Origin of the sequence: Pseudomonas sp. NBRC 111143 (assembly GCF_001320965.1) — a bacterium.
In the GTDB taxonomy this organism is placed as follows: domain Bacteria; phylum Pseudomonadota; class Gammaproteobacteria; order Pseudomonadales; family Pseudomonadaceae; genus Aquipseudomonas; species Aquipseudomonas machongensis.
Window position 1 is genome coordinate 23963 of record NZ_BCBT01000027.1, and the last position, 18177, is coordinate 42139.

The following is an 18177-nucleotide window of genomic DNA, read 5'->3' on the forward strand; positions in this document are numbered from 1 at the left end:
GAGATAGGCATGTCTCGCGTCGCTAAGAACCCCGTTAAGCTGCCATCCGGTGTCGAAGTCAAATTCGCCGGCCAGCAGCTTTCGGTGAAGGGTGCCAAGGGCACTCTCGAACTGAACGTTCACTCGTCTGTTGAAGTTACCGAAGAGTCCGGCGAGCTGCGCTTCGTCGCTCGCAACGGTGACCAGCAAGCTCGTGCCATGGCCGGTACCACCCGTGCTCTGGTGAACAACATGGTCCAGGGCGTAAGCCAAGGCTTCGAGCGCAAGCTCCAGCTGGTCGGTGTTGGTTACAAGGCACAGGCCAAGGGCACCATCCTGAACCTGGCTCTGGGCTTCTCGCATCCAGTGGACTACGAACTGCCAGCCGGTATCACCGCTGAAACCCCAAGCCAGACCGACATCCTGATCAAGGGTATCGACAAGCAGCTGGTGGGTCAGGTGGCCGCTGAAATCCGCGACTTCCGTCCGCCAGAGCCTTACAAAGGCAAGGGTGTGCGTTACGCGGACGAAGTAGTCCGTCGTAAAGAAGCCAAGAAGAAGTAGGGCCTAGCAAATGACCGACAAAAAAGTTATTCGACTGCGTCGCGCTCGCAAAGCACGCCTGAAAATGCACGAGCTCGAAGCCGTGCGTCTGTGCGTGTTCCGCTCCTCGCAGCACATCTATGCCCAGGTCATTTCGGCCGACGGCAGCAAGGTTCTGGCAAGCGCCTCGACCTTGGACAAAGAACTGCGTGATGGCGCCACCGGCAACATCGACGCGGCCACTAAGGTTGGCAAGCTGGTAGCTGAGCGTGCGAAAGCCGCCGGTGTATCTCAAGTTGCCTTTGACCGTTCCGGCTTCAAGTACCATGGTCGCGTCAAGGCGCTGGCCGATGCTGCTCGTGAAGGCGGACTGGAGTTCTAAGTTATGGCAAATAACGATCAAAAGCGCGACGAAGGCTACATCGAGAAGCTGGTTCAAGTTAACCGCGTTGCTAAAACCGTTAAAGGCGGCCGTATCTTCACCTTCACCGCGCTGACCGTGGTAGGTGATGGCAAAGGTCGCGTCGGCTTCGGCCGTGGCAAATCGCGCGAAGTACCTGCCGCGATCCAGAAAGCCATGGAAGCTGCCCGTCGCAATATGATCCAGGTTGACCTGAAGGGCACCACCCTGCAGTACGCCACCAAGGCTGCCCACGGCGCCTCGAAGGTTTACATGCAGCCTGCTTCGGAAGGTACCGGTATCATCGCCGGCGGCGCAATGCGTGCTGTCCTGGAAGTTGCTGGTGTCCAGAACGTTCTGGCCAAGTGCTACGGTTCGACCAACCCAGTGAACGTGGTTTACGCCACCTTCAAGGGTCTGAAAGCCATGCAATCTCCTGAATCCATTGCTGCCAAGCGCGGCAAGAGCGTTGAGGAGATCTTCTGATCATGGCAACCGTAAAAGTAACGCTGATCAAGAGCACCGCCGGCCGCCTGCCTAACCACATCCTGTGCGTTAAAGGCCTGGGTCTGCGTCGCATCGGTCACACTGTAGAAGTCCAGGATACTCCCGAGAATCGCGGGATGATCAACAAGGCTTACTACATGCTGCGCGTCGAGGGTTAATCGATGAAACTCAATGATCTGAGTCCAGCGCCGGGTTCCCGTCGCGAGAAGCATCGTCCGGGTCGTGGTATCGGTAGCGGTTTGGGCAAGACTGGTGGCCGTGGTCACAAAGGTCAGACCTCCCGTTCCGGTGGCACCATCGCTCCGGGCTTCGAAGGCGGTCAACAGCCGCTGCACCGTCGTCTGCCGAAGTTCGGCTTCGTTTCCCTGAAAGCCATGGATCGCGCCGAAGTGCGCCTGTCCGAGCTGGCCAAGGTGGAAGGCGACGTGATCTCCGTACAGTCCCTGAAAGACGCCAACGTGATTGGCCAGCATGTACAGCGTGTGAAAATCATGCTGTCCGGCGAAGTCACTCGCGCAGTCACTATCAAGGGCATCGCCGTCACCAAAGGTGCGCGTGCGGCTATCGAAGCAGCTGGCGGCAAGTTCGAGGAATAAATGGCTAAGCAAGGTGCTCTCTCTTCGCTCGGTAAGGGCGGGATGTCGGAACTCTGGGCTCGTCTGCGCTTTCTGTTCATGGCGATCATCGTCTATCGGATCGGCGCACATATCCCGGTGCCTGGCATCAATCCAGACCGTCTGGCGGATCTGTTTCGACAGAATGAGGGGACCATTCTTAGCTTGTTCAACATGTTTTCCGGTGGTGCGCTGGAGCGCATGAGCATCTTTGCACTGGGGATCATGCCGTACATCTCGGCATCGATCATCATGCAGCTCATGACCGCAGTCAGCCCTCAGCTGGAGCAGTTGAAGAAGGAAGGTGAAGCTGGCCGTCGCAAGATCAGCCAGTACACCCGCTACGGCACCGTTATCCTGGCGCTGGTTCAAGCCATTGGCATGTCCATTGGCCTGGCCAACCAGGGCGTGGCGTTTTCTGCTGGCTTGGGCTTCCATGTCGTTGCCGTCTCCACCTTCGTGGCTGGCGCAATGTTCATGATGTGGCTCGGCGAGCAGATCACCGAGCGCGGTGTGGGCAACGGTATCTCGATGTTGATCTTCGCAGGTATCGTTGCCGGTCTTCCGAGAGCAATCGGGCAGTCTTTCGAGTCTGCGCGCACAGGCGATATCAACATCTTCGCCCTGGTCGCTATCGGTTTGCTTGCAGTAGCGATTATCGGTTTCGTGGTGTTCATTGAGCGTGGTCAGCGTCGTATCGCCGTTCACTACGCCAAGCGTCAGCAGGGCCGCAAGGTCTTCGCTGCGCAGACCAGCCACTTGCCGCTGAAAGTGAACATGGCGGGCGTCATTCCTGCCATTTTCGCGAGCAGCATCTTGCTGTTCCCGGCTTCGCTGGGTGCCTGGTTCGGTCAGTCCGAGGGTATGGGCTGGCTGCAGGACATCTCGCAGTCGATCGCTCCTGGTCAGCCGTTGAACATTCTGCTGTTTAGTGCAGGGATCATCTTCTTCTGCTTCTTCTACACAGCGTTGATGTTCAACCCGAAAGACGTAGCGGAAAACCTGAAGAAGTCCGGTGCCTTTATTCCGGGTATCCGTCCTGGTGAGCAGTCGGCGCGCTACATTGATGGCGTTCTGACCCGTTTGACCATGTTCGGTGCTCTTTACATGATGGCCGTCTGCCTTCTGCCCCAGTTCCTGGTGGTGGCAGCAAACGTGCCGTTCTACCTTGGCGGGACCTCGTTGCTGATTGTGGTAGTGGTTGTGATGGACTTCATGTCCCAAGTACAATCGCACCTCGTTTCGCACCAGTACGAATCCCTGATGAAGAAAGCCAACCTGAAAGGCTACGGTGGCAGCGGTCTGCTGCGCTGATAGACCCCTAAGGTTCGAGGAGTCGGTAATGAAAGTTCGTGCATCGGTGAAAAAGCTGTGCCGCAACTGCAAGATCATTCGTCGCGAAGGTATCGTGCGCGTGATCTGCAGCGCGGAACCGCGTCACAAGCAGCGCCAAGGCTGAGTGTGATCTGCGCTTCAAACCCAGCAGCTAGTGTGCTGCTGGGTTGATTATTCGTTTCTACAGCGATATTATCTCGCGCCCTATTTCTTGGCTTCCGGGGCGTAGGTAGCTGTCAATTGGAGTCCCACTGAATGGCCCGTATTGCAGGCGTCAACATTCCAGATAACAAGCATACTGTTATCTCGCTGACCTACATCTATGGTGTCGGTCGCACAACTGCACAGAAAATCTGTGCAGACGCTGGTGTAAATCCAGCCGCTAAGATCAAGGATCTGAGCGACGAGCAAATCGAAACCCTGCGTGGCGAAGTCGCGAAGTTCACCACCGAAGGTGACCTGCGCCGTGACATCAACATGAAGATCAAGCGCTTGATGGACCTGGGTTGCTACCGCGGCCTGCGTCATCGTAAAGGTCTGCCGGTTCGCGGTCAGCGCACCAAGACCAACGCACGCACCCGTAAGGGCCCGCGTAAGCCGATCCGCAAGTAATCGCCCAGGAATATAGACATGGCAAAACCTGCTGCTCGTCCTCGTAAAAAAGTCAAAAAGACAGTGGTTGATGGCATCGCCCACATCCATGCGTCTTTCAACAACACCATCGTGACCATCACCGACCGTCAGGGCAATGCTTTGTCCTGGGCGACCTCCGGTGGTTCGGGTTTCCGTGGTTCGCGCAAATCCACCCCGTTCGCAGCTCAGATCGCTGCTGAGCGTGCTGGTCAAGCTGCGCTGGAATACGGTCTGAAGAACCTCGACGTAAACGTCAAGGGTCCAGGTCCAGGTCGTGAGTCCGCCGTTCGTGCACTGAACAGCTGCGGCTACAAGATCGCCAGCATCACCGACGTGACGCCAATCCCGCATAACGGGTGCCGTCCGCCGAAGAAGCGTCGCGTGTAATCAGGAGACAGATAAATGGCACGTTACATTGGTCCAAAATGCAAACTGTCTCGCCGTGAAGGCACTGACCTGTTCCTGAAGAGCGGCGTTCGCGCTCTGGAATCGAAGTGCAACATCGAAGCAGCCCCAGGTATCCACGGCCAGCGCCGTGGCCGTCAGTCCGACTACGGTACCCAGCTGCGCGAGAAACAAAAAGTCCGCCGTATCTACGGTGTCCTGGAGCGCCAGTTCCGCGGTTACTACCAAGTCGCAGCCTCGAAAAAAGGCGCTACTGGTGAGAACCTGCTGCAACTGCTGGAATGCCGCCTGGACAACGTCGTTTACCGTATGGGCTTCGGTTCGACTCGTTCCGAATCCCGTCAGCTGGTTTCGCACAAAGCGATCAGCGTTAACGGCAAGACCGTAAACATTCCATCCTACCAAGTTCGTCCGGGTGACGTGGTCGCGGTTCGTGAGAAGTCGCTGAACCAGCTGCGCATTGTTCAAGCCCTTGAACTGTGCGCCCAGCGTGGCCGCGTTGAGTGGGTAGACGTTGATTCTGCTAAAAAGTCGGGCGTTTTCAAGAACGTTCCTGCTCGCAGCGATCTGTCCGCCGACATCAACGAAAACCTGATTGTCGAGCTCTACTCCAAGTAAGGGCTAGAAAATAGGTGCATCCATGCAGATTTCGGTAAATGAGTTCCTGACTCCCCGTCACATCGACGTGCAGGTAGTCAGTCCAACCCGCGCCAAGATCACGCTCGAGCCTCTCGAGCGTGGTTTCGGCCATACCCTGGGCAACGCGCTGCGTCGCATCCTGTTGTCCTCCATGCCTGGCTGTGCAGTAGTCGAGGCCGAGATCGATGGCGTACTCCATGAGTACTCCGCGATCGAAGGTGTACAGGAAGACGTCATTGAAATCCTGTTGAACCTCAAAGGCCTGGCGATCAAGCTGCACGGTCGTGACGAAGTTACGCTGACCTTGTCGAAAAAGGGTTCGGGGGTGGTTACCGCTGCCGATATTCAGCTGGATCACGATGTCGAGATCGTCAATCCCGATCACGTAATCGCGAACCTGGCGTCCAACGGCGCCCTGAACATGAAGCTCACCGTAGCTCGTGGTCGCGGTTACGAGCCGGCCGATTCCCGTCAGACTGACGAAGATGAAAGCCGCAGCATTGGCCGTCTTCAGCTGGACGCTTCGTTCAGCCCGGTGCGTCGTATCGCCTACGTGGTCGAGAACGCCCGTGTTGAACAGCGTACCAACCTGGACAAGCTGGTTATCGATCTGGAAACCAACGGCACCCTGGACCCTGAAGAGGCCATCCGTCGGGCCGCGACCATCCTGCAACAGCAGCTGGCCGCGTTCGTCGACCTCAAAGGTGACAGCGAGCCGGTCGTGGTCGAGCAGGAAGACGAGATCGATCCGATCCTGCTGCGCCCGGTTGACGACCTGGAACTGACTGTACGTTCGGCCAACTGCCTCAAGGCGGAGAACATCTACTACATCGGCGACCTGATTCAGCGTACCGAAGTAGAGCTGTTGAAGACTCCTAACCTGGGCAAGAAGTCCCTGACCGAAATCAAGGACGTCCTGGCCTCCCGTGGTCTGTCTCTCGGCATGCGCCTCGACAACTGGCCGCCTGCAAGTCTTAAGAAAGACGACAAGGCGACTGCCTGATCGTCGTAATCACCGAACGTAGTGTTTGGTAAGGAATGAATCATGCGTCATCGTAAAAGTGGACGTCACCTGAGCCGTACCAGCTCTCACCGCAAGGCTATGTTCCAGAACATGGCAGTGTCGCTGATCGAGCACGAGCTGATCAAAACCACCCTGCCGAAAGCCAAGGAACTGCGCCGCGTTGCCGAGCCGCTGATCACCCTGGCCAAGGAAGATAGCGTCGCCAACCGTCGTCTGGCTTTCGACCGTACCCGTTCGAAATCCGCTGTTGGCAAGCTGTTCAACGACCTGGGCAAGCGTTACGCCACCCGTCAGGGCGGCTACCTGCGCATCCTGAAGTGCGGTTTCCGCGCTGGCGACAACGCGCCTATGGCGTACGTCGAGCTGGTTGATCGTCCGGTCGGTGGTGCTGTAGAAGCTGCCGAGTAAGACGTCTGTCTGCTACAAGAAACCGGGCCTAGTGCCCGGTTTTTTGTGTCTTAATGAATTGTAAAAAACTATCGATATAAGCATATCTATAAATTAGATCTTGTCATGTTGCGCACCCATACTTGCTCTCAGGCCGATTAGCCGGCATTTCGAGACCGATAAGGAGAGCCCATGAGCAAGATTCTTACTACCGCCAGCGGTGCACCTGTAGCCGATAACCAGAATTCCCGTTCGGCAGGCCCACGCGGCCCGCTGCTGCTCGACGACTTCCATCTGATCGAGAAGCTGGCCCACTTCAATCGCGAGAACATCCCTGAACGTCGCGTACACGCCAAGGGGTCGGGCGCTTACGGCACCTTCACCGTCACTCGCGACATCACTCAATACACCAGCGCTCGTCTGTTCGAGAGCATCGGCAAGCAGACCGAAACCTTCCTGCGTTTCTCCACTGTCGGAGGCGAACGTGGTTCGGCTGACACCGAGCGTGACCCACGTGGTTTTGCCGTCAAGTTCTACACCGAAGAAGGTAACTGGGACATCGTCGGCAACAACACCCCCGTGTTCTTCATTCGCGATCCGCTGAAATTCCCGGACTTTATCCACACCCAGAAGCGTCATCCACAGACCAACCTGAAGAACGCCCAGATGATGTGGGACTTCTGGTCACATTCGCCCGAGGCGCTGCACCAGGTCACCATCCTGTTCTCTGATCGGGGTATTCCGGACGGCTACCGCCACATGCACGGTTTCGGCAGCCATACCTATAGCCTGCTGAGCGCCGATGGCCGGCGCACCTGGGTCAAGTGGCACTTCAAGACCCAGCAAGGTATCAAGAACCTGGCCCCGGCCGATGCGGCACGTATCGCGGGTACCGATCCAGACTACGCGCAACGTGACCTGTTCGAAGCGATCGATCGCGGTGACTACCCGCGCTGGACCGTCTGCATCCAGGTGATGAGCGAAGAAGAAGCGGCCAATCGTGCCGAGAACCCCTTTGACGTCACCAAGACCTGGTCGCAGAAGGACTACCCACTGATCGAGGTAGGTGTGCTGGAACTCAATCGCAACCCGCTCAACTACTTCGCTGAAGTCGAGCAGGCCGCGTTCGGGCCGAGCAACATGGTGCCAGGTGTTGGCCTGTCTCCAGATCGCATGCTGCAGGGGCGCGTATTCGCCTACGCTGATGCCCACCGCTACCGCATTGGTACCAATCACCAGCATTTGCCGGTGAATGCGCCACGTAGCCCGGTGCACAGCTACCAGCGCGATGGGGCGATGACCATGGGCAGCTACGGCAGCGCTCCGAACTACGAGCCGAACAGCTACGCCGATGCGCCCAAGCAGTCTCCTCGTCATGCCGAGCCTGCGTTGGCCCTCAATGGTGCGGCGGATCGTTACGACCACCGTGAGGACAATGACTACTACAGCCATGCAGGTGCGCTGTTCCGCTTGATGAACGCCGAGCAGCAAGTCCTGTTGATAAACAACATTGCCGGCACCCTGCAAGGCGTCAGCGAAGATGTGGTGCAGCGTCAGTTGCAACACTTCTTCAAGGCAGATCCTGCTTACGGCGAGGGGATTGCGAACGCCTTGGGCATCAAGCTGGCCTAAGTCGAAGTGATAAGGAGAACCGCCCTCATTTGGGCGGTTTTTCAATGAAAATCACTACGGTTTGCCCGCTTTTTTCACACAAATTGCGCATTTTTCAGTGACCTTGAAGAAGTCATGGTTCACACTATCTCCTTATCAAGCTTTCACTCAGGGAGAATCAGGGCGATGCAAGGTCACCCGGACGTAATCGATTACCTCAACACGTTGCTGACGGGCGAACTGGCGGCACGTGACCAATACTTCATTCACTCGCGCATGTACGAAGACTGGGGCTTGGCCAAGCTCTACGAACGCATCAACCACGAGATGGAAGAAGAGGCGCAGCACGCCGATGCCCTGATTCGCCGCATTCTTATGCTCGAAGGCGCCCCGCGCATGCGCCCGGATGACCTCGACGTGGGCACCACCGTGCCTGACATGATCGCTGCCGACCTGCGCCTGGAGTACAAGGTCCGCGCCGCATTGTGCAAGGGCATCGAGTTGTGCGAGCTGCACAAGGACTACATCAGCCGCGATATCCTGCGCGCGCAACTGGCCGATACCGAGGAAGATCACACCTACTGGCTGGAGAAGCAGCAGGGCCTGATCAAGTCCATCGGGCTGCAGAATTACCTGCAATCGCAGATGTAACGTCCCTGCAGAGGGCACGCATAGAGAGAAAAGCCCCTGGCATTTGCATGCCAGGGGCTTTTTTCGTCAGGCCCGGTCGCGTTCCAGCAGGGGCTTCAGGTAATGCCCGGTATACGACTGCTTCATCTTGGCCAGTTCCTCGGGCGTGCCGCTGGCGATGATCTGGCCGCCCTTGGAGCCACCTTCCGGCCCCAGGTCCACCAGCCAGTCGGCGGTCTTGATCACGTCCAGATTGTGCTCGATCACCACCACGGTGTTGCCGTGATCGCGCAGGCGATGCAGCACGTCCAGCAACTGCTGGATGTCGGCGAAGTGCAGGCCGGTGGTCGGCTCGTCGAGGATGTAGAGGGTCTTGCCGGTGTCGCGCTTGGACAACTCGCGCGACAGCTTCACCCGCTGCGCCTCACCGCCTGAAAGCGTCGTAGCCGACTGTCCTAGCTTGATGTACGAAAGGCCCACGTCCATCAGTGTCTGCAGCTTGCGCGCCAACGCCGGGACCGCGTCGAAGAACTCGCGTGCGTCCTCGATGGTCATTTCCAGAACCTCGTGGATATTCTTGCCCTTGTACTTGATCTCCAGCGTCTCGCGGTTATAGCGCTTGCTCTTGCACACATCACACGGCACGTAGATATCCGGCAGGAAGTGCATTTCCACCTTGATCAGGCCATCGCCCTGGCACGCTTCGCAGCGCCCGCCCTTGACGTTGAACGAGAAGCGCCCAGGGCCATAACCCCGCGAACGCGACTCCGGCACGCCAGCGAACAGTTCGCGGATCGGCGTAAAAATGCCGGTGTAGGTGGCCGGGTTCGAGCGCGGTGTGCGGCCGATCGGGCTCTGGTCGATGTCGACCACCTTGTCCAGGTGCTGCAGGCCGTCCATGCTGGTGTGCGCTGCCGCTTCCAGGCTGCTGGCACCATTGAGCGCGGTGGCTGCGAGAGGGAACAGGGTGTTGTTGATCAGCGTCGACTTGCCCGAGCCGGACACACCGGTGACGCAGGTCAGCAGGCCGATCGGCACTTCCAGGTCGACGTTCTGCAGGTTGTTGCCGCGTGCCCCCTTGAGCTTGAGCGACAGCTTCTTGTTGCGTGGCGTGCGTTTGGCCGGCACGGCGATCTTCTTGCGACCGGACAGGTACATGCCAGTCACCGAGTCGGGGTGCGCCATGACCTCCTGTGGTGAGCCTTCGGCGACGATCTGCCCGCCATGCACCCCGGCGCCCGGGCCGATGTCGACGACATAGTCGGCCAGGCGGATGGCGTCCTCGTCGTGCTCCACCACGATCACCGTATTGCCCAGGTCGCGCAGGTGGTTGAGCGTGGCGAGCAGACGGTCGTTGTCACGCTGGTGCAGGCCGATCGACGGCTCGTCGAGGATGTACATCACCCCCACCAGGCCGGCGCCAATCTGGCTGGCCAGGCGGATCCGCTGGGCCTCGCCACCCGAAAGGGTTTCGGCGCTACGGTCGAGGGTGAGGTAGTCCAGGCCGACGTTGACCAGGAACTGCAGGCGCTCGCAGATCTCCTTGAGGATCTTCGCTGCAATTTCTCCGCGTCGACCGCTGAGCGTCAGGGCGGCGAAGTACTCGCTGGCATCGCCGATCGGCAGGTTGGTGACTGCCGGCAGGGTTTTTTCGCCCACCCATACATGGCGCGCTTCGCGACGCAGGCGGGTGCCGCGGCAGTCCGGGCACGGCTGGGTACCAAGGAACTTGGCCAGCTCCTCGCGTACGGTCGCCGATTCGGTCTCGCGGTAGCGGCGCTCCAGGTTCGGCACGATGCCTTCGAACGGGTGCGAGCGCTTGACGATGTCGCCGCGGTCGTTGAGGTACTTGAAGTCGACGCTTTGCTTGCCGCTGCCCTGCAGGATTACCTTCTGGTGGTCGGCCGAGAGCTGGCCGAACGGCTCGTCGAGGCTGAAGCCGTAATGCGCCGCCAGCGAGCCGAGCATCTGGAAGTAGTAGACGTTGCGCCGGTCCCAGCCGCGGATCGCGCCTTCGGCCAGGGTCAGCTCGTGGTTGACCAGACGCTTGGTGTCGAAGAATTGCTTCACGCCCAGGCCATCGCAGGTCGGACAGGCGCCAGCCGGGTTGTTGAAGGAGAACAGCTTGGGTTCGAGCTCGCTGATCGCATGGCCGCAGACCGGGCAGGCGAAGCGGGCGGAGAAGATCATGTCCTCGGCGCTTTCGTCATCCATCTGCGCCACCAGGGCGATACCGTCGGCCAGCTTCAGCGCGGTCTCGAAGGACTCGGCCAGGCGCTGCTGCAGGTCGTTGCGCACCTTGAAGCGGTCGACCACCACATCGATGCTGTGCTTCTTCTGCTTGTCGAGCTTGGGCAACTCGTCGAGTTCGTACAGCTTGCCGTTGACCCGCGCACGAACGAAGCCCTGGGCGCGCAGCTCATCGAACACCGCCAGGTGCTCACCCTTGCGCTCGCGCACCACGGGTGCCAGCAGCATCAGCTTGCTGCCTTCGGGTTGCTCGAGCACCAGGTCGACCATCTGGCTGATCGTTTGCGCTTCCAGCGGAATGTCGTGGTCCGGGCAGCGTGGCGTACCGACGCGGGCATAGAGCAGGCGCAGGTAGTCGTAGATTTCGGTGATGGTGCCGACGGTCGAACGCGGGTTGTGCGAGGTCGACTTCTGCTCGATGGAGATTGCCGGTGACAGGCCTTCGATGGTGTCGACATCGGGCTTTTCCATCATCGACAGGAACTGCCGGGCATAGGCCGACAGCGACTCCACGTAGCGACGCTGACCTTCGGCGTAGAGTGTGTCGAAGGCCAGTGACGACTTGCCGGAACCGGACAGACCGGTGATCACGATCAGTTTGTCCCGGGGCAGGGTCAGGTCGATGTTCTTCAGGTTGTGGGTACGTGCCCCACGGATCAGGATCTTGTCCACTACGGCCTCGCTTGGCGGGCATAAACAAAGAAGTATACGGCGCGCTGCCGCTACGCGGCAAAGCGTCGCGTATATGCCGTCTAGCCGTCGGACTGATAGAATCGCCGCCGGTTCACACGAGGTTTATCCATGCACGACACCCACAACGAGCGCATGAGTGGCAGCGAAACCCGCGCCGCAGGCGGCCTTGCCTTGGTCTTTGCCTTTCGTATGTTGGGCATGTTCATGGTCCTGCCCGTGTTGGCCACCTATGGCATGGACCTCGCCGGTGCCACGCCCGCGCTGATCGGCCTGGCCATTGGCGCCTACGGCCTGACGCAAGCCGTGCTACAGATCCCGTTCGGGGTGATTTCCGACCGCATCGGGCGCCGTCCGGTGATCTACCTGGGCCTGGTGATCTTCGCCCTTGGCAGCTTGCTGGCGGCCCAGGCCGATTCGATCTGGGGCGTGATCGCCGGACGCATCCTGCAGGGCGCGGGGGCGATTTCCGCAGCGGTCATGGCCTTGCTCTCCGACCTCACCCGCGAACAGCATCGCACCAAGGCCATGGCCATGATCGGCATGAGCATCGGCCTGTCGTTCGCGGTGGCGATGGTGATAGGGCCGCTGCTGACAAGTGCCTTTGGCTTGTCGGGATTGTTTCTCGCTACCGCAGGACTTGCCGTCGTCGGTATCGCCCTGATCGCCTTCGTCGTGCCCAGCGCGCATAGCGCACTGCAACACCGCGAATCGGGTGTCGCACGCCAGGCGCTCGGCCCGACCCTGCGTAATCCGGACCTTCTGCGTCTGGACCTGAGCATTTTCATCCTCCATGCGATCCTCATGGCCAGCTTCGTGGCCCTGCCGCTGGCCTTCGTCGAGCGTGGCGGCCTGCCCAAGGAAGAGCACTGGTGGGTATACCTGACCGCCTTGCTCGTCTCATTTTTTGCAATGGTGCCGTTCATCATCTACGGCGAAAAGAAGCGCAAGATGAAGCGCGTGTTGGTTGGTGCGGTCACTGTGCTGCTGCTGATCGAGGTGTTCTTCTGGCAATGGGCTGACGACTTGCGAGGACTGGTGACCGGCACCGTGATATTCTTTACCGCCTTCAACCTGCTGGAGGCATCCTTGCCTTCGCTGGTCAGCAAGGTGTCGCCCGCCGGCGGCAAGGGAACGGCCATGGGGGTTTACTCCACGAGCCAGTTCCTGGGTGCCGCGCTGGGAGGAATCATCGGTGGCTGGTTGTACCAGCACGGTGGCCTGGGCATGGTGTTCCTGGGATGTGCTGTACTGTGTGGTATCTGGCTGGTATCTGCCCTGGGCATGAACGAACCGCCGTACGTCACCAGCCTGCGCATGCCGCTGACACCGGAGGCTGTTCGCGAAGCCGGATTGACCGAGCGCCTGATGGCTGTGCCAGGTGTAACCGACGCCGTGGTGGTGGCAGAAGAAGCCGCCATCTATATCAAACTGGATACGAAAATTTTGGACCGTGCGACCCTCGAGCGTCTGGTGAATCCAGCCTCGGCGGCGTGCGAAGCCTAGGAGAACGTTATGGCCCGTGGGGTTAACAAAGTCATTCTGGTTGGTACTTGCGGCCAGGATCCCGAAGTCCGCTACCTGCCCAACGGTAACGCCGTGACCAACCTGAGCCTGGCCACCAGCGAGCAGTGGACCGACAAGCAGTCGGGGCAGAAGGTCGAGCGCACCGAATGGCACCGTGTCTCGCTGTTCGGCAAGGTTGCCGAGATCGCCGGCGAGTACCTGCGCAAGGGTTCGCAGTGCTACATCGAGGGCAAGCTGCAGACCCGCGAGTGGGAAAAAGACGGCATCAAGCGCTACACCACCGAGATCATCGTCGACATGCAGGGCACCATGCAGCTGCTCGGCGGCCGTCCGCAGGGCCAGGGTGGCGATCAGTACAACCAGGGCGGCGGCAACTACAACCAGGGCGGTGGCCAGCAGCAACAGTACAACCAGGCGCCACGCCAGCAGGCGCCGCGTCCGCAGCAGGCGCAACAGCGCCCAGCGCCGCAACAGCAGGCTCCGCAGCCTGCCGCTGATTTCGACAGCTTCGATGACGATATTCCGTTCTGATCGCGTCTGTTGCATCGGCTAGCCCGGTAATAAAAAACCCGATGAGTCTTTGATTCATCGGGTTTTTTATTACCTCTGCAAAGGACAGGCGAGAGCCAGGACGCGTCATCGCCAAAACGATAAATGTTTCAACTTCCCTACCGTTCACATCGATTCTCAGCGTTTCACAGCAATTCACGCCACATGGGCTAACGATGGACAGCTCCCGATCACGGATGCACAACATGAAAGCATCTGTGAAAGGGCTTGGCCAAACGCTACCGCCACGCGAGGACCGCACCGTGAACGTGAAACCACTGAACCCGAGCTCCAGCGAAAGATCCGAAACCGATGGCAAGCGATTCGATGGAGTCGTGCTCAACGCCAAGGTGAATGCAAAAGCGAACGACGACCGTACCGCCACCGACAACGAGAAGTGGCCGCCGGTGGACAAGACCGAGGTCGAGCCGGCACTGGATGGCAAGATTCGCTACGAGCTGGATGGCAAGGGTGTGGTGGTCGAGCGCTCGGTAAACCCCGAGCTCTACAAGTTCCTGGCCAATCTCTTCGAGCTGAACAAATCGCCTGGGCAAAAGGCCCAGGTGATCGCTGCGATGAAAGACGATCATGCCATCGCCGACCGCAATACCGAATTGAAGAAGTGGGGCGACTACAATCAGTTCGAGTGGAAGGGCGATCTGGAAACAGCCGAGGTCATCACCTACACCACCAAGGACGGCGAAACCGTGACGGTGTCGAAAGCCCTGACACCCGAGCTCTTCGCTTCGTTGCAACCCATGGCCCTGTCGCGCTACACCCTGGAAAAGCGCGCCGACGATGGCCGCGAAGTCGCTGGCGCCGATACCTACGTCGCCGACCACGATATTTCCACCTTCGGCTGGCCGGACGAGTTCGGCAATGGCGTGATCCAGTTCGAGACCAAGGACGGCAAGAAATACGTCGTCTCCGAGTTCGAGAACAAGGAAATGTACGATCGTGTGGCCTCCAAGCGCAGCGACTACAACAAGAGCGAGGGCTCGATCCAGGATCTGCGCGACAAATACGACCTGCCCGACCTCGACAGCCTGGACCTGCTCAACAAGAAGACTGGTGAAAAGGCCGACAAGGACGACAAGGAGTCGATGTCGGTGGTCGAACTGGCCACCAAGAACCTGCTCGACAAGTACAAGAAGCTGGTCGACGACGGCAAGGTGGACAAGGACAGCGACGTCTACAAACTGGTCAAGGCCATCGAGGCCAAGGCGACCATGGAGGGCGGGCACAGCATCACGCCTTACATCGAGGATCCGCGCGGCGGCGAAACCTGGCGGCAGTTCGGTGACGGGGAAACCCTGAGCAAGGAGGACATGCAGGACATCCTCGATGGCAACTCCGTGGACAAGCTGCTCAATGAGCTGTTCACCAACGGCAACGGCGAAAAGGACAAGATCGGCAAGGAGTACCAGGCCGAACTCGATGAAGCGATCAAGAAGGTCAGTGGCGAAGACAAGGACAAGCTGGCCGACCAGCTCTACGACACCCTGACCAGCCCCGACTACGTCAAATACCTGGCCGATCTGAAGAAGAACGGCATGGAGTCCGAGGCCAAGGCCGAAGTCGCCGGCCTCACCTCAAGCCTCGAGATGCTCGACCCTGAGCGCGCGCGCAAGGCCGAGGCCCAGTTGCAGCAGAACAGCATCGTCGCCGAGATCGACACCCTGCTCGGTGATCCGGGAGCGATTCCCGATGAATACAAGGAGTTGGCCTACAAAGACTTCGGCGCGCTGGTCAAGACGATCCTCAAGTCGGCCGACATTCCACGTCGGGTCGCAGACAGCATCGAGAAGTTCTACAACGAGCTGCTCAACGACAAGACCAAGCTCGACGACTTCAACAAGCTCACCGAGCGCCTGAACAGTGGTGAGATCACCCAGGACAAGTTCAACGAAGAGCTCACTGGCAAGTACAAGCCGCTGGATGTCAGCAGCAACGACTTCACCAAGGCGATAGGGACGCTCAACAAGTACGGCGTACTGGGCAGCGTTTCGGCGTTCGGCTCATTGGGCGGTGCCATCTATGCGCTGTCGGCGAAGAACGGCCAGTTGGCAGACGAGCCGCTGGAGCGTCTGGCCATCGCCCGCGACTTCATCGGCTTCCTCGGGGCTGGCGCGCAGTTCGAAAAGACCAAGGTTTTCGACCTGCTGACCGGTACCGACACCGCCAAGTTGCTGGGGCTGAGCAAGACCCTGCCGGAAATCTGGGGCAAAGAAAGCTCGCTCGGCAAGAAAATCGAGAAATCCCTGCACGACAAAGGTATTTCCGGAGTGCCGGATCCTGCGGCGGATCGGGTCGGCAGCCTTATCGAGCTGGGCTCGCTGCACAACAGCGGCGGCGGTGACGTACTGGATGAGGTCAGGCTGTCCGGGGAAGCTTCGGGGCTCGGCTCGCTGGAGGACAACGGCAGCCGCGAATTGCTCGATGACATCGTCACCCGCGCAGGCGGAACGCCGCCTACGGATTACTCGCGCTACCAGACCCTGTCGCAGCTGGCGCAGGACCAGGGGGTGGAACTGACCGACGAGATCATCAGAGACAGCATCAGCGAGCGCCGTGCGGCCAATGGCTTGGGCGATCTGCCGGATGACGATTCGGTGTTCGAGTTCACCGAGCGCGTCCAGGACTCGGCTCATCGCACACCCTCGATCAGCTCCTCCGACACCGTCACCTCGATCTACGAAGGGGTCGTGGAGTATTTCGAGTCGCGCAATCTTACGCCGCCGAGCCGCCGGTCCTTCGACCAGATCTGGAATGATCCCGAGAACTACCGTGGCAGTGGTGCCTCGGTGGGTAGCGGGGAGCTCCCGCACCCGGACACTTTCGAGCTGGATCGCGAATCCATCAACGAGATGTACGAGTTGGACAACCGCACCCCGCCACCGGCCGATGTCATCGATGACGCGCTTGAGCCGATCAACGAGTCCATCCGCAACACCCCGTCGACCCCGAGCGTGATCGATACCCGCACCGTCCAGGACGCACTCACGACCACCGACAAGCCACCCGTCAAGCCGGGCGTTGCGGCGAAGATCGGTGGCTCGCTGACCAAGGTGCTCGGCGTGGCCCCGGACCTGCTGAGCATTGCCGACATCGTTGTCGGCGGCCTGGCGATCAAGGACGCCATCAAGAGCGGCAGCGCCCTGGGCAAGGCCAACGGTGCGCTGCAGGTGGTCAGTGGGGCGGCAGGTTTCGGTGCCGGGGTGATCGGCACGGTTGGTCTGGTCGCCAACATCGGCGCCCTGGCGGGTGTGACCGGACCGCTGTTCCTGGTGACTGCTGGGCTTGGGCTGATCACCGGTATCATCGGTATCTTCGTCGACCACGAGAAGCGCCAGAAGGCCACGGACAAGGAAGGTCAGTGGTTCAAGGACCTCGCCGATATCGGCCTGACCCAGGATGACTGGGGCGACAAGCTCGAATATGCCCGCTACAGCTTCTACGAATACGACGGTCGCGATGCGCCGGACGGGCAGAGCATCTTCGATTACCAGAAGGACGAGTGGGATCACTTCAGGGAGACGCCGCAGGAGGGCGGCTCGTCGGTCAACCGCCTGGACGACGACAAGCACCTGAACACCTACGACAAGGCGTTCTACCAGGACAACCGTGAAGTGATCCACGACATCCGTGAATATTGGGATGCCTGGAACGGCAAGGACGACATCGTCAGCCGGAAGGATCTGAACAAGATCGCCGAGGGCGGCGGCAGCGAGCAGGAAAAAGCGGCGGCGCGATTCCTGCTCGAGCACGAGGGCTTCTTCGATCAGCTCGATACCCAGTGGGGCAAGGGTGGCCAGGATGGCAAGGTGAGCACCGACGATCTCAACACCTGGCTCAAGATCGTCGGTGCCCACGAGGATGGCTACGGCCGCGGTTTCTTCGATGAGCACAAGGACGTCATCGACACCATCCGCGACCGTTGGGACGACTGGAACGGCAAGGATGACATCGTCAGCAGAAAGGATCTGGAAAAGATCGCCGATGGCGACGGCAGCGACGCCGAGAAGAAGGCCGCGCGCTTCCTGCTCGACAACCAGGGCTTCTTCGATCAGCTCGACAACCTGGCCAAGAACGATCGCCGTGACGGCAAGATCAGCACGGGTGACCTGGACACCTGGCTCAAGGCGATCGGGGTGGAGAAGACCGACAAGAGCGATCTGACCTACAAACCCAACGATGATGTGCCGGCCTGGCGTGTCATGCGCGGGTGAGGTCAGGCGGATGAACTGAAAAAGCCCCGGACCGTCCGGGGCTTTTTCGTAGAGCGGGCTTGCTCCGCGATGCGATGTTGGCCACACCGCCGCCATCGCGGGACGAGCCCGCTCCTACAGGAAGCCGAGGTGCCTTGGCGGCATCCATTGACCCTTGTCATAGCACTTCTCGGAATCTTGTCTAGGCTTAACGCTGGCGGTATCTGTCTACCGCCACCGTGAAGT

Annotated in this window: 18 protein-coding genes; 17 read left to right on the forward strand and 1 reads right to left on the reverse strand. The window is 59.6% G+C overall.

The annotated features are described in order from the left end of the window. The first annotated feature begins 9 nt into the window (after positions 1 to 9). The 14 genes from rplF to bfr all read left to right on the forward strand — a co-directional run bounded on the left by rplF (position 10) and on the right by bfr (position 8728). The gene (gene rplF / locus APH44_RS15950; protein WP_027594874.1) at positions 10 to 543 is read left to right on the forward strand and encodes a 50S ribosomal protein L6; all 534 of its coding nucleotides are present in this window, start codon (positions 10 to 12) and stop codon (positions 541 to 543) included. Between the two features lie 10 nt (positions 544 to 553). After that, complete coding sequence (rplR, locus tag APH44_RS15955) at positions 554 to 904, forward strand: 50S ribosomal protein L18 (protein WP_023629183.1); 351 nt, start codon at positions 554 to 556, stop codon at positions 902 to 904. A gap of 3 nt (positions 905 to 907) precedes the next feature. Beyond that, on the forward strand, positions 908 to 1408 hold the full coding sequence (gene rpsE, locus APH44_RS15960; protein ID WP_003255465.1) for a 30S ribosomal protein S5: 501 nt from the start codon (positions 908 to 910) through the stop codon (positions 1406 to 1408). A gap of 2 nt (positions 1409 to 1410) precedes the next feature. After that, positions 1411 to 1587 (forward strand): 50S ribosomal protein L30, encoded by a 177-nt coding sequence (rpmD, locus tag APH44_RS15965; RefSeq protein WP_029614570.1) that lies wholly within the window; start codon positions 1411 to 1413, stop codon positions 1585 to 1587. A 3-nt stretch (positions 1588 to 1590) separates the two neighbouring features. Then, positions 1591 to 2025 (forward strand): 50S ribosomal protein L15, encoded by a 435-nt coding sequence (gene rplO, locus APH44_RS15970; protein WP_054893563.1) that lies wholly within the window; start codon positions 1591 to 1593, stop codon positions 2023 to 2025. After that, positions 2026 to 3357: a preprotein translocase subunit SecY gene (secY, locus tag APH44_RS15975; RefSeq protein WP_003255459.1), complete on the forward strand. Its 1332-nt coding sequence runs from the start codon at positions 2026 to 2028 to the stop codon at positions 3355 to 3357. It abuts the gene before it with no gap. 28 nt (positions 3358 to 3385) lie between these two features. Continuing rightward, positions 3386 to 3502: a 50S ribosomal protein L36 gene (gene rpmJ, locus APH44_RS15980; RefSeq protein WP_011531897.1), complete on the forward strand. Its 117-nt coding sequence runs from the start codon at positions 3386 to 3388 to the stop codon at positions 3500 to 3502. Between the two features lie 131 nt (positions 3503 to 3633). Beyond that, entirely contained in the window at positions 3634 to 3990 is a 357-nt protein-coding gene (gene rpsM / locus APH44_RS15985; protein WP_003255457.1) for a 30S ribosomal protein S13, read from the forward strand. Positions 3991 to 4008: 18 nt separating this feature from the next. Continuing rightward, on the forward strand, positions 4009 to 4398 hold the full coding sequence (gene rpsK, locus APH44_RS15990) for a 30S ribosomal protein S11 (protein ID WP_003255454.1): 390 nt from the start codon (positions 4009 to 4011) through the stop codon (positions 4396 to 4398). Between the two features lie 15 nt (positions 4399 to 4413). Further along, entirely contained in the window at positions 4414 to 5034 is a 621-nt protein-coding gene (gene rpsD, locus APH44_RS15995; RefSeq protein ID WP_054893564.1) for a 30S ribosomal protein S4, read from the forward strand. Between the two features lie 22 nt (positions 5035 to 5056). Further along, positions 5057 to 6058 (forward strand): DNA-directed RNA polymerase subunit alpha, encoded by a 1002-nt coding sequence (gene rpoA / locus APH44_RS16000; RefSeq protein ID WP_003255452.1) that lies wholly within the window; start codon positions 5057 to 5059, stop codon positions 6056 to 6058. Positions 6059 to 6100: 42 nt separating this feature from the next. Then, positions 6101 to 6487 carry a 50S ribosomal protein L17 gene (rplQ, locus tag APH44_RS16005; RefSeq protein WP_003255451.1) on the forward strand — a complete coding sequence of 129 codons (387 nt, stop codon included), beginning with the start codon at positions 6101 to 6103 and terminating at the stop codon, positions 6485 to 6487. A 171-nt stretch (positions 6488 to 6658) separates the two neighbouring features. Beyond that, positions 6659 to 8098, forward strand: a complete 1440-nt coding sequence (locus APH44_RS16010) for a catalase (protein WP_054893565.1) — start codon at positions 6659 to 6661, stop codon at positions 8096 to 8098. A gap of 165 nt (positions 8099 to 8263) precedes the next feature. Further along, positions 8264 to 8728, forward strand: coding sequence for a bacterioferritin (gene bfr / locus APH44_RS16015; RefSeq protein WP_054893566.1), 465 nt, complete (start codon positions 8264 to 8266; stop codon positions 8726 to 8728). A gap of 66 nt (positions 8729 to 8794) precedes the next feature. Here the strand turns inward: bfr and uvrA are convergent, their stop codons facing one another. Next, on the reverse strand, positions 8795 to 11629 hold the full coding sequence (gene uvrA, locus APH44_RS16020) for an excinuclease ABC subunit UvrA (protein ID WP_054893567.1): 2835 nt from the start codon (positions 11627 to 11629) through the stop codon (positions 8795 to 8797). Positions 11630 to 11758: 129 nt separating this feature from the next. On the opposite strand from uvrA, the gene APH44_RS16025 reads away from it, so the two are divergent. The 3 genes from APH44_RS16025 (at position 11759) to APH44_RS16035 (ending at position 17952) form a co-directional block, all read left to right on the forward strand. Then, the gene (locus tag APH44_RS16025; protein WP_054893568.1) at positions 11759 to 13153 is read left to right on the forward strand and encodes an MFS transporter; all 1395 of its coding nucleotides are present in this window, start codon (positions 11759 to 11761) and stop codon (positions 13151 to 13153) included. 9 nt (positions 13154 to 13162) lie between these two features. Continuing rightward, positions 13163 to 13705 (forward strand): single-stranded DNA-binding protein, encoded by a 543-nt coding sequence (locus APH44_RS16030; RefSeq protein WP_054893569.1) that lies wholly within the window; start codon positions 13163 to 13165, stop codon positions 13703 to 13705. A gap of 224 nt (positions 13706 to 13929) precedes the next feature. Next, on the forward strand, positions 13930 to 17952 hold the full coding sequence (locus tag APH44_RS16035) for a hypothetical protein (RefSeq protein ID WP_156343763.1): 4023 nt from the start codon (positions 13930 to 13932) through the stop codon (positions 17950 to 17952). Positions 17953 to 18177: the final 225 nt, after the last annotated feature.

Excerpts from the sequence above, each read along its gene's own strand:
- rplF (WP_027594874.1), top strand. The coding sequence starts at position 10 with ATGTCTCGCGTCGCTAAGAACCCCGTTAAGCTGCCATCCGGTGTCGAA.
- rplR (WP_023629183.1), top strand. The coding sequence starts at position 554 with ATGACCGACAAAAAAGTTATTCGACTGCGTCGCGCTCGCAAAGCACGC.
- rpsE (WP_003255465.1), top strand. The coding sequence starts at position 908 with ATGGCAAATAACGATCAAAAGCGCGACGAAGGCTACATCGAGAAGCTG.
- rpmD (WP_029614570.1), top strand. The coding sequence starts at position 1,411 with ATGGCAACCGTAAAAGTAACGCTGATCAAGAGCACCGCCGGCCGCCTG.
- rplO (WP_054893563.1), top strand. The coding sequence starts at position 1,591 with ATGAAACTCAATGATCTGAGTCCAGCGCCGGGTTCCCGTCGCGAGAAG.
- secY (WP_003255459.1), top strand. The coding sequence starts at position 2,026 with ATGGCTAAGCAAGGTGCTCTCTCTTCGCTCGGTAAGGGCGGGATGTCG.
- rpmJ (WP_011531897.1), top strand. The coding sequence starts at position 3,386 with ATGAAAGTTCGTGCATCGGTGAAAAAGCTGTGCCGCAACTGCAAGATC.
- rpsM (WP_003255457.1), top strand. The coding sequence starts at position 3,634 with ATGGCCCGTATTGCAGGCGTCAACATTCCAGATAACAAGCATACTGTT.
- rpsK (WP_003255454.1), top strand. The coding sequence starts at position 4,009 with ATGGCAAAACCTGCTGCTCGTCCTCGTAAAAAAGTCAAAAAGACAGTG.
- rpsD (WP_054893564.1), top strand. The coding sequence starts at position 4,414 with ATGGCACGTTACATTGGTCCAAAATGCAAACTGTCTCGCCGTGAAGGC.
- rpoA (WP_003255452.1), top strand. The coding sequence starts at position 5,057 with ATGCAGATTTCGGTAAATGAGTTCCTGACTCCCCGTCACATCGACGTG.
- rplQ (WP_003255451.1), top strand. The coding sequence starts at position 6,101 with ATGCGTCATCGTAAAAGTGGACGTCACCTGAGCCGTACCAGCTCTCAC.
- APH44_RS16010 (WP_054893565.1), top strand. The coding sequence starts at position 6,659 with ATGAGCAAGATTCTTACTACCGCCAGCGGTGCACCTGTAGCCGATAAC.
- bfr (WP_054893566.1), top strand. The coding sequence starts at position 8,264 with ATGCAAGGTCACCCGGACGTAATCGATTACCTCAACACGTTGCTGACG.
- APH44_RS16025 (WP_054893568.1), top strand. The coding sequence starts at position 11,759 with ATGCACGACACCCACAACGAGCGCATGAGTGGCAGCGAAACCCGCGCC.
- APH44_RS16030 (WP_054893569.1), top strand. The coding sequence starts at position 13,163 with ATGGCCCGTGGGGTTAACAAAGTCATTCTGGTTGGTACTTGCGGCCAG.
- APH44_RS16035 (WP_156343763.1), top strand. The coding sequence starts at position 13,930 with ATGAAAGCATCTGTGAAAGGGCTTGGCCAAACGCTACCGCCACGCGAG.